The organism is Psychrobacter piscatorii (assembly GCF_043641605.1).
Classification (GTDB): Bacteria; Pseudomonadota; Gammaproteobacteria; order Pseudomonadales; family Moraxellaceae; genus Psychrobacter; species Psychrobacter piscatorii_C.
This window is the reverse complement of sequence record NZ_JBHZRK010000003.1, coordinates 222,563-236,866: the sequence shown is the minus strand read 5'-3', so window position 1 is coordinate 236,866 and position 14,304 is coordinate 222,563. Positions and strand designations below refer to the sequence as shown.

Annotated in this window: 10 protein-coding genes; 4 read left to right on the top strand and 6 right to left on the bottom strand. The window is 44.3% G+C overall.

From position 1 onward, the window contains the following. Positions 1 to 154: 154 nt before the first annotated feature. The 5 genes from ACHUET_RS04665 to ACHUET_RS04645 all read right to left on the bottom strand — a co-directional run bounded on the left by ACHUET_RS04665 (position 155) and on the right by ACHUET_RS04645 (position 7,860). Positions 155 to 445, bottom strand: a complete 291-nt coding sequence (locus ACHUET_RS04665; protein ID WP_394211111.1) for a YbeD family protein — start codon at positions 443 to 445, stop codon at positions 155 to 157. A gap of 278 nt (positions 446 to 723) precedes the next feature. Beyond that, positions 724 to 1,650 carry a bestrophin family protein gene (locus ACHUET_RS04660; protein ID WP_394211051.1) on the bottom strand — a complete coding sequence of 309 codons (927 nt, stop codon included), beginning with the start codon at positions 1,648 to 1,650 and terminating at the stop codon, positions 724 to 726. A gap of 266 nt (positions 1,651 to 1,916) precedes the next feature. Further along, entirely contained in the window at positions 1,917 to 3,842 is a 1,926-nt protein-coding gene (gene rpoD, locus ACHUET_RS04655; RefSeq protein ID WP_371531333.1) for an RNA polymerase sigma factor RpoD, read from the bottom strand. Positions 3,843 to 4,302: 460 nt separating this feature from the next. Continuing rightward, positions 4,303 to 6,504 (bottom strand): DNA primase, encoded by a 2,202-nt coding sequence (locus tag ACHUET_RS04650; RefSeq protein WP_394211049.1) that lies wholly within the window; start codon positions 6,502 to 6,504, stop codon positions 4,303 to 4,305. Between the two features lie 138 nt (positions 6,505 to 6,642). Further along, positions 6,643 to 7,860 carry an outer membrane protein assembly factor BamD gene (locus tag ACHUET_RS04645; protein WP_394211047.1) on the bottom strand — a complete coding sequence of 406 codons (1,218 nt, stop codon included), beginning with the start codon at positions 7,858 to 7,860 and terminating at the stop codon, positions 6,643 to 6,645. A gap of 846 nt (positions 7,861 to 8,706) precedes the next feature. On the opposite strand from ACHUET_RS04645, the gene ACHUET_RS04640 reads away from it, so the two are divergent. The 3 genes from ACHUET_RS04640 (at position 8,707) to ACHUET_RS04630 (ending at position 11,646) form a co-directional block, all read left to right on the top strand. Continuing rightward, positions 8,707 to 9,822: an RluA family pseudouridine synthase gene (locus ACHUET_RS04640; RefSeq protein WP_394211109.1), complete on the top strand. Its 1,116-nt coding sequence runs from the start codon at positions 8,707 to 8,709 to the stop codon at positions 9,820 to 9,822. Positions 9,823 to 9,935: 113 nt separating this feature from the next. Further along, positions 9,936 to 10,931, top strand: coding sequence for a purine nucleoside phosphorylase YfiH/LACC1 family protein (locus ACHUET_RS04635; protein WP_394211046.1), 996 nt, complete (start codon positions 9,936 to 9,938; stop codon positions 10,929 to 10,931). A 103-nt stretch (positions 10,932 to 11,034) separates the two neighbouring features. After that, a complete protein-coding gene (locus tag ACHUET_RS04630; protein WP_394211044.1) occupies positions 11,035 to 11,646 on the top strand; it encodes a flavodoxin family protein in 612 nt (203 codons plus the stop codon). An 89-nt stretch (positions 11,647 to 11,735) separates the two neighbouring features. On the opposite strand, the gene ACHUET_RS04625 is transcribed toward ACHUET_RS04630, so the two are convergent. Further along, complete coding sequence (locus ACHUET_RS04625; protein ID WP_394211043.1) at positions 11,736 to 11,861, bottom strand: hypothetical protein; 126 nt, start codon at positions 11,859 to 11,861, stop codon at positions 11,736 to 11,738. 667 nt (positions 11,862 to 12,528) lie between these two features. On the opposite strand from ACHUET_RS04625, the gene ACHUET_RS04620 reads away from it, so the two are divergent. Beyond that, entirely contained in the window at positions 12,529 to 14,235 is a 1,707-nt protein-coding gene (locus ACHUET_RS04620) for a xanthine dehydrogenase small subunit (RefSeq protein ID WP_394211041.1), read from the top strand. Positions 14,236 to 14,304 lie beyond the last annotated feature (69 nt).

Below are 14,304 nucleotides of genomic sequence, written 5' to 3'. Positions count from 1 at the left end.
ACGGTTTGTTTTTCATTCTCTCGGTTATTGTCGACCAATAACACTAATCATGGTAGCAATAATTCGGGCGCAGATTGTACATCAAACCACAAAAAATCGCCACCCGTATGAGTGACGACTTGGACCAAAAAGGCGCTAAACCTGTCTGAACAATTTATAAAACCATGCGAACCGTCTTGGCATTGTCAAGCGCGGCATAAAGTGTATTGACTTGATTAGCTGCTGTTAAATACAAATTGACCCGTGCTGAATGAAAACGACCCGTTCTAGAAGGCTTCACTTCGATAGACGCCAAATCAAAATCAGGGAATTGGCTACCCAAGATAAGCTTGATTTCATTGAGCAAACTCTCGTGCTCGCCTTCATGACCAATGATGCTGAGAGGGTAGTTCATTGGGAACTCCCAAAGCTCTGGGTTTTGAATATCGGTCTTTTTGCCGACCAACGCGCCTTTATTTGGCGTCAAGTCAGTGACTTTCACTGATGGCTGATTGCTGGTTGGGTTATTTGCATTGTTGTCGACGTTGTCGTTGTTGTCTTTTGAATCATCACTCATGGTATGAGCCTCGCTTTTATAGATAATATTTTTGAATAGATCAGCTGGTTAGAGTAGAGGTTTTACCTACGGCATCTTTGTCTGCTATTTATAGTGGCGTGCGGTGGATTATTCAAGTTGTCTTTGCCTCTAGTTTGCCTTGTTACGCTTGGGGATGACTAAAATGCTTACGGTAAATAGCCATCGATAGGCGTGATATCAGGCGGTATGTTGGTTTCTCCCAGCGCTTCTCGCAAGTTGATCTCGATCGTACGTGACAAGGCAGTCAGAGGTAACTGGTTAGCCGCCAACCCAAAAGGTTCTTCTAGCTCTTCACTCAAGGCATCTAACCCAAAAAAAGTATAAGCGATTACCGCGCAAATCAACGGAGTCGCCCAGCCGAGTGATGCTACTAAGCCAAAGGGCAACATAATGCAGTACAGATAGGTCGTACGATGTACCAACAGCATATAAGCAAAAGGTAGCGGTGTGTTATGAATGCGTTCACACGCTGCCAAGACAATCGTCATGGAGGTCAGGCGCTTATCCATGTTTTGTATGACTTGCTCTGAGACCAGTCTTTGACGCCGAATATCGCCGAGCTGCTTACCCATGAGGCGCATTATATAATCAGGTACATTTTTCGCTTGGCGCATACGGTCATGGTGTATAGGGTCTACAAAGCGTTCGATATCTTGCCAAGGCTCCGTGCCACGTAGTCTGTGGCGCACCGCATGAGCAAACGCAATAGTCAGGTAAATTATGTTTCGCTGTGTTTGTTGTCCAGCCTCGTCTTTTTCGTCTATAAAAGACAGCACTTGACGGGTTAAGCTACGAGAATCATAAACCAACTGACCCCAAAGCCCTCGCGCTTCCCACCAACGCTGATAGCTGGCATTATTGCGAAATCCGAGAAACAACGATAGAGCAATCCCTAGTAAGGTAAAAGTCGCGATACCATAATAAGGAAAAGAGTCAGGAAGCCAGTGCTGAATAATCGTGATAAGCGTACTAAGGATGGTAACTAATAGCAGCTGCGGATAGATTTTTGGAATGATTGAACCGCGAAGGGCGAAAAATATCTTAAAAGGGTGGGGTGTTTGCCGGACAATCATATCAGTTTCCTAGCGCTAAAGTATGTCAATACATGACAAGATGTAGGTGTGATTCTAATAAAGAATATAGGTTTGTAAAGTCTAGAATAGAATGCCATACGCTCGCTTAATGGCAACTAGTGAAAAGCGCATAAATATCGGTATCATTGCCGGTAATGACAGTGACTCAAGGTTAATCAATACTGATAGCTTAGGTTCAATATTATCTGACAAGCACAAAAAAGCCGAGATAAACTCGGCTTTTTTATACTTAACTAACGAAAAGCTTAGTCATTCTCTAAGAAAGAACGTAGGTGCTCAGAACGTGATGGATGACGCAATTTACGTAGTGCTTTTGCCTCGATCTGACGAATACGCTCACGCGTGACATCAAACTGTTTACCGACTTCTTCTAAAGTATGGTCGGTAGGCATATCGATACCGAAACGCATTTTTAGGACACGTGCTTCACGCTCAGTCAGGTTGCCGAGTACATCACGAGTCGCTTCTTGTAGACCAGCCGCCGTCGCATCGTCAACAGGACTTGAGATGGTACCATCTTCGATGAAATCACCTAGGTGTGAGTCTTCATCATCACCGATAGGGGTTTCCATAGAGATAGGCTCTTTGGCAATCTTCAGCACTTTACGGACTTTGACTTCGTCCATCTCTAAGCGTTCGCCTAATTCCTCAGGCGTTGGCTCGCGTCCCATTTCCTGTAGCAACTGACGTGAAACACGGTTGATTTTGTTGATGGTCTCAATCATATGCACAGGAATACGAATGGTACGCGCTTGGTCAGCGATAGAACGGGTAATCGCCTGACGAATCCACCATGTGGCGTACGTCGAGAACTTATAACCACGGCGATATTCAAATTTATCAACCGCTTTCATCAGGCCGATGTTACCTTCTTGGATAAGATCCAAGAACTGTAGACCGCGGTTGGTATATTTTTTGGCGATAGAGATAACCAAACGTAGGTTGGCCTCAACCATTTCTTTTTTCGCGCGGCGAGCTTTTGCTTCACCAACAGCCATACGACGTGCCACATCTTTCATGTCGTGGATTTTCATATCGAGCTGCTGCTCGTAGTCACGGATACGGCGCTGGAGTAAAATAACGTCGTCAGTAACTTTTTCTAGCGTGCCGGCAAATGCAGGCTTACCTTTAATACGTTCAATCAACCAATCAACATTGGTCTCATTACTAGGGAAGGTCTTACGGAACTCTTCACGCGGCATACGACCACGGCGAATCACCAAACGCATGATTTGACGTTCTTGCTTACGCACGTCGTCATAGACATCATGCATTATAGCCATGACTTGGTCTGACAAGCGATTGTTCAGCTTTAGCATCATAAAGCGTTCAGCAAGTAGGGCATACGCGGTATCAGCCTGTACGCTACCACGGCCATAATCAAGCAGCGCTTGCTTGGCTTTAATAAATAGATGCTCGATCTCTTCTAGACGCAAACGTACTTCTTCTGGATCGAGACCGCTGGTTTCTTCTTCAGCTTCTTCTTCCACGTCGTCTTCGTCTTCATCATCATCGTCGTCAAGTGCTGCGGCTTTGGCATTCACTTTAGCTTTGATGATAGGCGGGTTTTCTTTTTCTTCTTTGATGCGCTCACGTTCTTCTTTTGCCGCGTCTTTGGCTTCTTGAGCGGCGATTTTGTCTTCTTCGGTTTCAGGATCTAAGAAACCAGTGATAACATCAGATAGTTTCTTTTCGCCATCTTGTACTTTTTGGTATTCATCAAGGACGAACTGTACGGTGCCAGGCCAATAAGACATAGCATGCTGCACATCACGAATACCTTCTTCGATACGCTTAGCAATGGAGATCTCACCTTCACGGGTAAGAAGATCAACCGTACCCATCTCACGCATATACATACGGACAGGGTCAGTGGTACGACCAGGCTCAGTCTCAACAGAGGCGAGTACTGCCGCTGCTTCATCTGCTGCCATGTCATCATCACTTGAATCATCGTTCATCAAGATGTCATCGGCATCAGGAGCTGATTCAAAGATTTTGATACCAACATCGGTTAGCATCTGCACAATATCTTCGATCTGATCGCTTTCGGTAATAGAGTCGGGCAGCTGGTCATTCACCTCAGCGTAGGTAAGATACCCTTGCTCTTTGCCCATTTGGATTAAGGTGGCCAGTTGAGATGTGGACTTAGAAACTGACTTATCGTTCATAAATACTCGCTTACTTGCATCGGACATTTTTATATTGTGACTCGCTATCGCTCGCTCTTTGCGTTGATCTTATCAATCGATTGATCAAAATATGGCGTAGAGGTTGTCAATAATATCAAAAATGAGTTGATATGAATAAAGGCTCAAAACACTACAATAACAATGCTAAAAAACAGCTAAAAATTAGAAAAAATAAAAAGACTTCAATACAGTACCTAAAATTTGTGCTTAACGATGCATGCTCACAATCATTCACCAAGCAGTGCTGTCAATATACAGCGACACAGTTTAACACAGACCGCAGTCGTCAAGCACGAGCTAGTGATAGCTACCGACCATTTTTTGCCGATTATTTGCCATCCGCTAAATGATTTAGGAGTGACTCATGCTACTGGGCATAATCATTAGTAGTGGGGGCAGTGGCTAGAATTTTAAAGGGGCATGATTTGATAATTAAAAATTAAGACTGCACAGTGACCATCTGTGCCGATTGCTCTGCCTGCTGTGCCCGTAGCCAATCGTTCAACAATTGGGTTTGCTTGCGGACGATCGCAAGCTTAATATGATCAGGGTTTTTTATCAGCTCTTGTATTTTTTTCTTCATGTTGCGCTCAAGCAGCTGGCTAACCAATTCTTCAATTAGGCCATCAAGCCCCAAAATATTGCGTGCGGTTAGCGCTTTATAAAAACTGCCCCAATTACGGCTCAGCATGTCTTGGGTCGCAGGCTTCACGTTTGATAAAATAAAATGCGCCGCTGCGTTGGCATCTTTTGGCAAATAATTGAGGCAGCGCTTGATAGTGCTCACGATATCAAGCAGAGCAACATCTTGCAGGTCTTCCCAAGCAAGCGGACGCAGCGTATCGGGTGAAGCTTTTTGTTTGATATGCGCAGGTAGGTGTAAGCCATTAATCCCTGACTGTTGCCAAATCGACTCAATAGGGTCGTCGATTAACGCGCGCGGCTGAAACAAAAAACAAAGCTGCAATTGCTGACTGATGGTCATGTCACCATCAAAGTCTAGCAGCGCGTCTTTGGCCTCGACATTTTGACTGCGCCTACCGCCAAGCTTTTGATAAACGTCATTGTTAAGCAAATAGCGAAAGCTACTGCCTTTAGGCAAAGCGGTCGTCAACGAGCGTACTTGCGACATGAGCTTGGCTTTGCCTTCAGCCAGACTCATATCGTAACGCTCACTTAAGTACGCAAAAATATACTGCGATAGCGGCATGGCATTAGCGATTTGCTCACGCATGGCATCGCTGCCTTGACTCTTAATAAACGTATCAGGATCATGATTATTAGGCAGGGTTAAAAACCGCAGCTCTTTATCATCAGCAAGCACAGGTAAGGCAACTTCAAGCGTACGCCAAGCGGCTTTTTGTCCGGCACTGTCGCCATCAAAACTCAAAGTCAGCGTTGGATTGAGTGTCAATAGCCGCGATATTTGGCTTTCATTGATTGCCGTACCCATTGAGGCGACTGCCCCATAGATGCCCGCTTGATAGAGGGCAATGACATCCATATAGCCTTCGACTACTAGCCAGTCGTTAGCACGCTGCTGGCGTGATTCGTAATAGCCATAGAGTACGTGCTGCTTATGAAAGACGGGCGAGTCTGAAGAGTTGATGTATTTTGGTTTGACCTCATCATCGAGTGCCCGACCGCCAAAACCAATGGTGCGACCTTGGTTATCACGAATAGGAAAAATAACCCGATCACGCAGCAGATCATAGTCACGGCCAGACTCTGATTGGCGCACGAGCCCTAGGGCCTTAAGTCCCTCAATATCTTGCGGAAACTGGTGCTCAAGATGCTGCCAGCCAAATGGCGCGTAACCTAAACCAAAAGTCTCAAAAGTTTCTTCAGTGAGTCCGCGCGACAAAAAGTATTGCTTAGCATGAGGGTGAGTGTGTAGATTATGCTGATAGAACTGCTGGATCTGCTCTAGCAACTCGTACAGGTTGCCATCTTGATCAGCGTTCTGATCAATGCTAGCCATACTTGCATCGTTATCTGTCAGCCACACTGGCGGATAGCCATCATCATCCGCATGGTTTGACGAATACGGCTCTGATGGATACGAGTCCATCGAATAAGGCGCTGACTCGTAAGCGTCTAACGGCGGGAAATTATCGTAACCCTGAGCGTCATCATAACTTGACTGGTCGATGTAATTTTGATGATTTTGGGCGACATTGTTTTGATGACTGTCTTGACGGTTGTTTTGATAGTTATTTCGATAGTTGTCTTGGTTTGCACCGTCTTGGTCTACTTTGCTGTGTTCTATCGTTGGGCTAGGCACATTGTGAACTGGCGGTGCAATAGGTTTTGGCGTACGACGTTGATAACTAACGTTTTGCTGTTCTTCTTGTGGTACTTCAATGCCTGTTTGTTTAGAGAGTTCATTGACTGCTTCGATGAAGGTGAGATTCTCGTAATCACGCAAAAAACTGATGGCATTGCCACCGACGCTACAGCCAAAACAATGATAGATGTTTTTTTGTGGATTGACATAAAAGGAAGGCGATTTTTCACCGTGAAAAGGGCAACAGCCCTTAAACTCACTACCAGCACGTTTGAGCGTGGTATGTCGACCAATGATGCTGATCAGGTCAGCTTGGCTATTGAGTTGTTCAAGAATATGGTTAGGAATGCTCATACAAAAAACAGTTTACCATAGGTCAATTATATTGGGGCAGAGCGAATAGCATACCACTAGAAAAATAAGGCCAACATAGTGTTGGCCTTATTATTAATCATATAGACGGTATTGACTCAATCAAGTCACTGAACGTGCTTATTCGTCGTCCATATCTGATGGCGCTAGTAGAATACTATTGCTGTCGTTCTCAAGCGTAGTGCGGCGTGTTGGATTGATGTTTTGCGGATCAACATTGGCTTCTCTCGCTGTCGAGCCAGTGCTTGATTGACTGGTCACTCGCTCAGCTGAGGCTTCCGGCAGACCCAAACCAATATTGATGCCGTTACTATTATTACTGCTAAAAGCTGCAGAGGTGTTGGCAGTGGTTGCACGAGCAGCACTAGCAGTATTGTCACTTGGCAATCTTAGTTGATTTGCGTTGCGAATCATTTGGGTTTTGGTCGCGCCGTTATATTCGCCATTTGCTACTGATGTATCCGTCGTATTTGAGCGACCAAGCTGTCCAAAGGTAATTCTATTGAGCCAAGTGCGATCACGTTTGGTGCTCAGTTTGACTTTGCCGTTGCTAGTCAGCATGTTTGGATAGTTGATTTGCAATAGGGTTTTATATTCATTTGCCAAATCTGTCAAACCAAGTTTTTCGTGGCTATAGGCTAGGACAGCAATGGCATCTGGTACTGACTCACTCAGTGGATAGTACTGGAAGACCCATTTGGCGCGATTGACAGCTGCCACATAAGCTTCACGCTCGATATACCAGTTGGCTGCGCTCATCTCGCTTTCAGCAAACTGGTTATAGATAAATGTCATGCGCTGGGCGGCATCTGGTGCATAGGGGCTATTTGGGTATTTGCTAATAAGCTCTTGGAAATTGGCAAAGGCAATACGTAGATACGCAGTGTCACGCTCCGCTTGGTTTAATTTAAACAGCTTCAAACTCTCAGACGAGCCTTCCATATTGGCAACGCCGCGTACATAGTAAGCATAGCTGACTTGCGGATTAGAAGGATATAGACGGATGAACTGCTCAGCACTCGCTGCTGCCATCTCGTATTTATCGCCTTGATACTGTGCGTACATCATATCAAGTAATGCCTGTTCGGCATATTGTCCAGTTGGATAAAAGGTACGCAGATTGGTCAGCTCTTCAACACCTTGAACATAGCGACCTTTATCGATTTGAGCGATGGCATCGTTATAGTAACCTTGCTCTGACTTTTCCGCTGTTTCTACCGCGTCGACATCTTTGGCGCCAGTCAAGTTTTTGAATGTCTGGCAACCTACTAGATTGACGCTAAGCGCAAGTAAGGTTATTGAGGACAGTTTGATAAACGTATTGCCAACAGCTTGCATACTTCTTCTCCGACACAAGACGCATAATAGCAGCAGTGCTATCATGCTATATAAAAGGTTAGTGATAAAAAACGATGCTGAATATTCAGCGATGCACAAGCAGTTTTTCATCGAATGCAGTTTTTGTTATGACGTATTGTACTGGTAGATTGGGTCTGATACATAGAGCTTTTATAGTAAGCCTGTAATAGATCAAATGCATTTAATCATATTCAAACGGTTTAAATGGCAAACACTGTCAATAAAACCCAATGGTATTTTCATACTGTATTTGAATATGGCATAGGAATACAGTGCCATAGCATACAGCAAAACATGGCTATACTTTATAGAATAACGTTTGCTTCGTCTATTTTTTCGCTATCTATATTTTACAGGCAGTTTAACATGAGCGGCTATCGCGAGCGATATCGAATATCGCTGGCAGGAACAAATATACAGTAAATTACAGCAATGTTATGTTCTAGAGAGTTAAGCAGTAAGGCTTGGTATCTCAGAAGGGCTCAAAAATTCACAGATAGCATGCACTTTTATAGGGCTTGAGCGCGTGACATGATACACTAGGACGGTATTGTCTCCGCTTTTTTGACCTGCATAGCTTTTATTATCGGTTAGAGGTCAAAAAACGACAATTTTTTATCATTTTATCTTTGAAGTCACCTAAAAAAATATAGTTAGTAACTTTATATAGTTAGAAACTTTGCTAGGTATCAATCCGCTATGAATAATGATGCCATGACTACCCATTTATCACCGAATCAATCGCTAGAGACTGATTCATCAGCACAAGAGTCACCAATGCCAAATAACGTTTTACATAATGACGAGCCTGACAATCAAGAAATGATGGATGAGCAGGAAATAATGGACGAGCACACTGATGCTCTTGATAACGACGACTTGCTCGAAGAAGATAGCGATATTGATGAAGAACTTGACGATGGCGATATGGATGAAGGCGACGACGATGTAGCGCCAGTAGCTGGCCAAGCAGTGCCAGTAGTGGTCGATATGACGCATGTCGTTACAGAAGATCAGTCTGGCCTACGCATCGATAAAGTCGCTTCACAGGTGTTTGCAGACTTTTCACGCGTGCAATTACAGGGTTGGATCACGGACGGTAGCTTACTCTATAACGGCAGTGTGCAAAAACCAAAGGTTCGTGTCAAAGCAGATGACGTATTGCATCTATCGACAACGTTGCAGCAGCATAGTGAAGACCAGCCAGAAGATATAGACATTGATGTGGTCTATGAAGATGATGACGTACTGGTGATCAACAAACCTGTCGGTATGGTGGTTCATCCGGGCGCTGGCAATCAGACAGGTACTTTGGTCAATGCCTTGCTATACCATTATCCGCAGCAGCATCACTTGCCGCGTGCAGGTCTGGTACATCGTATTGATAAAGATACCTCTGGGTTGCTACTCATCGGTAAAACCAAACCTGCTCAGATGGCACTGATGGAGCAGCTAAAAGACAAATCTGTTTATCGCCATTATCAGTGTGTGGTAGCAGGCGATCAAGCAAGCTTGCTGCGTCATCGCCGTATTGATGCGCCGATTGGGCGACATCGCACTCAGCGTACCAAAATGACAGTCATGACTGCCGGCCGTGAAGCGGTAACCCATCTGTTAAACGTCACGCCACTGAATGACAACTACTGTCTGTTAGATGTCGGACTTGAGACGGGTCGTACGCACCAGATTCGCGTGCATCTGAGCCATGTGACTTATCCGCTCGTAGGGGATCGCATCTACGGTGGTCGTCGTCAACTGCGTGCAGGATTGACAGAAGCACAGCGTCAAGCCATCAATAATTTCCCTCGCCAAGCACTGCACGCCTATACCCTTGGGTTTGTGCATCCAACAACTGGTGAGGATATGGAAGTGACGACGCCCCTGCCAGAAGACATGCAAAAGCTAATAGCCGTATTAAGCGACGGTTATGATGACGAGTAAACGCTATTGAGGAAAGCGGCTGTCTAAAGGTGTTTACGACAATTGCCAAGTTTATAGTAGTGATTTAGTGATGCTAATTTTTAGACAGTCAGAGATAAAAGGATGAGGCAGTCGTGACAAACAAGCTTCCGATGACAGATAATTTTCCAATGACTATGCTCGCGCAAATGGATGACATGGCTGTTTTTCAAACGGCTGCTTTTGCGCCGAATAATATTGACGAACCTGCTGCCGCAAGCCAGCAAAGAGGGCTTGACAGTCAAGCGAACCATCAAGCAAATTATGGCGCGCTAAATCTAGGCCTGCATGTCAACGATGACGCGGCAAAGGTATTAGATAATCGTATGAGTCTGTTGGCTGCGATTAATACCCAGATGGCAAATGAGTCATCACAAGCTGAGCAACATACTGCTATTCACAGCTTACATTGGGTCAGTCAGGTTCATGGCAAACAGATCCATGATATTGATACGACGCCTTTGAGCATGGCACCAATGGCGGCTGACGCCATAATTAGCAAGCAAAATGGTCGTGGACTGGCGATAATGACGGCAGATTGTGTGCCGATTGTTTTATACCAGCCCGCCAGCGGTAAAATCGCGGCCATTCATGCAGGCTGGCAAGGATTGGCGTGCGGCGTGATTCGAGAGACTGTTGAGCGCTTTACTGATTCAGAGGCTATACAGGCTTGGATAGGGGTGTGTATCAGTCAGGCTAATTATGAAGTAGGTTATCAAGTTCGTGACCAATTATTGGCTGGTTGCTTAGATAATCAATTACTAACAGCGTCAGATAGTGATAATTTTGATAGTTTATACATAATACGCTCAGATAGTGGTCTTGAAAATCATAGCGATACTCAGCATTTACATAAGGCAGTTGATAAACTATCGAATTGCGCTACAGTACACACGGACAAAGTTAAGCTAAACTTACCAAAACTGGCCGCTGATCAATTAAAAGCCGCTGGCGTGTCGATAGATAATAAAGAACCTATCAGTTGTAGCTATGCAGATCGGCATTACTATTCTTATCGTCGTCAAACGCATATGCAGCAGCCTGCAACGGGACGTATGGCGCTTGTGATTGTGCGCCGCGCCGCTATGTAAGTGTCAGCTGATAACTAACAAACCTATTGAGTGCGCTGAGTCGTTGTGCACTCGTACACTATATTATTTTTATTTAACCATTATTGTCATTATTAGAGTCTGTATGAATACAACTGTCGAATCCTCAAAAATATCTACTGATAGTACGCCTAACGTATCAATTGCCGTGATTTTCCATAGCAATTATGGTCATACCAAGCGTGTCGCTGAAGCGATTGTACAAGGCGCGCATCAGCAATTACCAGAGGCGCAAGCAAAAGCTGTTGATATTTATGATATTGACTGGGATTACTTAGATCAGGCAGATCTATTGGTTTTTGGTAGCGCGGTATATATGGGCAGCGTAACTGCTGAATTCAAAACCTTTATGGATGAAACCTCAAAGCGTTGGTATAACCGCAAGTGGGAAGGCAAATGGGCCGCAGCTTTTGCCAACTCAGGCGGCCTAAGCGGTGATAAACTTGCCGTACTACAGCAGATTTCTCTATATGCCATGCAGCATGGTATGAATTGGATTGGTCTGCCACTCATGCCGACAGGTCATGAGACGCACGATCTCAACCGTCTATCTAGCTTTTTGGGTTTGATGACGCAGTCGCTTGATGGGCCACCTGAAGAAACGCCAGGGAAAGGAGATATTGATACGGCTATTTGGTTTGGTGATCATTTGGCTAAAACTATTATTAAACATCAGCCAGCGGATAGTAAGCGCTAGATAATACCGTAGGTGACAGGCTAATCCAGTAAAAAAGCAGACACCATTGATGTCTGCTTTTTTTATGTCAATGTTATGGCGTGACCAGTTTATGGAGCAACCAGATTAGTCGGTACAGGCTTAACAGGAATAGGATTGTCAACAAATTGGAAGTATTGGCAACCGGTCAGCATCAGCGTCGCTATCAGCATACAAATAGAGGTAAGTGACTTCATAATAGTATCTCAGAGACGATATATTACCCAATAATATATCTTGTCTGTCTATCGTCAGAAGCGATGACAGTCGAAAGTAAGGTTTATTTTTAGGTATTATATATAAAAACAGGTCGGTTATATAAATTTAAAAGCGGTGCATGTGCTTATCTTTGTTTTCAAAGAGATTATTTATTCAGTCATGACGTAACTTGTCTACTGTGCGTTTGCATTAGCTATATCAATGACTAACATTACAAGTCTTATAAATCTCTGCTGTTAGGATTGATAGCGGCTATCAGATAGCAGATTGAAGGTCAATTCTTTGGCAGTATCGACAGATATTTGAATGGGTTGTATTGTAAATAAGAATAGTGATAATATGTTGAAAGCTGACCAAATAGTCAGGTATATTCTAGTGCTAGTTTTTGGCAAAAGCTTCTGATAATTACTGCTACTTATGGTCGATTTATTTGCTATAAAAGAGTGTGCGATATCAAAATCATCGACATGCTACAAATGCGACATAGAATAAATAGTAAGTATATTAAAAACTAAAAACGTACTTGCCGATAAACTTACTTGAGCGGTTGCAGCAAAATATAGATTAAGCGCTTACCTTTCTTACCCAAGCCACTAATGCTTCTCAGTCTTATAATCACTTTCATTATTTTAGCCGAGCCTTGCTATGATTAGTTTTTATCTCAATGGAAAATACCATGAGCTAACCCAGCTTAACCCCAATACGACAGTGCTTGAGTATCTACGATTGCATGAAGGCCAAACGGATACGAAGGAAGGCTGTGGTAGTGGTGATTGCGGTGCCTGTACGGTAATGGTTCAGCGCCTGCCTAGCACTAGTCAGCAAACGCTTAGTGCTGAAAATGGCAACGAAAAAAATGCTACGCCACCATTCCATACGATTAATTCCTGTATTACGCTAGTGTCCCTGATGGACGGTCATCATCTTATGACGGCCTCTTATCTGGCGGACAATCCTGAGCATCATCCAGAGCGCGCCCTATTACATCCAGCGCAGCAAGCGATGGTTGAATGTCACGGATCACAGTGCGGTTTTTGTACCCCTGGATTTGTGATGTCACTGGCCTGCGTCTACGAAAATAATCGTATGCAGACAAGTTCAGAAGCAGCAAGTCAGAGTGATGCCAAGCAGTTGAGCTATGATGAAGTGGTTGCGTCGATATCTGGTAACCTATGTCGCTGTACAGGTTATCGTCCGATTATCGAGGCAGGCCTACTGATGAGCGATATCGGTCAGCAGAGAGAGGCGGAGCATTCAGCGGTGAAAGACTTGACTATCAGTCTAGCCACAGACGCGATGTGTAGTATAAAAGAATCAGCAATATCTGAAAACGTGCCAGATAACGTCGAATTAAAGAATGAAGAGTCGAAAGCGATTGCCCCTGCACTTAATGATGCTGGGCGACAGTTATATATGCCTAAAACATTAGATGAGCTTAATCAGGTATTAGCTACCCATCGAAAAGCTACCATTTGGGCAGGCGGTACGGATTTGGGATTGAGTGTGACGCAGCATTTAATCGATCACGAGGTCATTATTCAGCTATCAGGTATTGAGGCGCTAAAATCTTGGTCGCTATCAGATGCAACTAGTGACACATCGACTGGCGGACAAACTCAAAGTCAGTCGCTAGTACTAGGTGCTGGCATGAGCTATCAGCAGATGTTGCCTGTGCTTGAGCAGTATTTTCCAAGCTTTGCGCAAGTATTTGAGCGTATTGCTTCTCCGCAAATTCGTAACATGGGCACCATCGGCGGCAATATAGCCAATGCGTCGCCAATTGGTGATTTACCACCGATTTTATTGGCATTAGATGCATCAATTCATCTGCGTCATTGCGCGCCTAATCGTGAAGAGTCAGATAATGATTTAGATAATAGCAATGAGATTTATACGGATGAGATTATACCGTTATCAGAATTTTTCTTAGATTATAAAAAGACCAAACTGCAAGCAGGCAGCTACGTAGTCGCTATCCATGTTCCTTTGATGCACGACAATCAGCATTTATTTATCCATAAGATTAGCAAACGCTATGAAGATGATATCTCAGCTTGTCTGCTTGCAGCACGCATTGATGTATCAGCAGATGGTAAGACCATCGAGAATGCAAAACTTGGGCTTGGTGGCATGGCTGCCATACCATTATTAGCCACAACCTGTCAGCAAGCGCTTATTGGGCAAGCGGCTGAAGTTGCAAGTTTTGAGCAGGCGGCACAAATCCTATCTAAAGATGTCACGCCGATGACTGATGTCAGAGCCAGCCGTGAATATCGCTCACATGTGGTGCAGCGTCTACTCGTGAAGTGCGGTAAACAATTGGTAGCGGATATGCAGACTGAGACTACTTAATTAGCAGAGTTGTAAATTGCTAATACCGCCTTATCGTTATATTTGCCAAGAATAAAAGAGCATTAATAA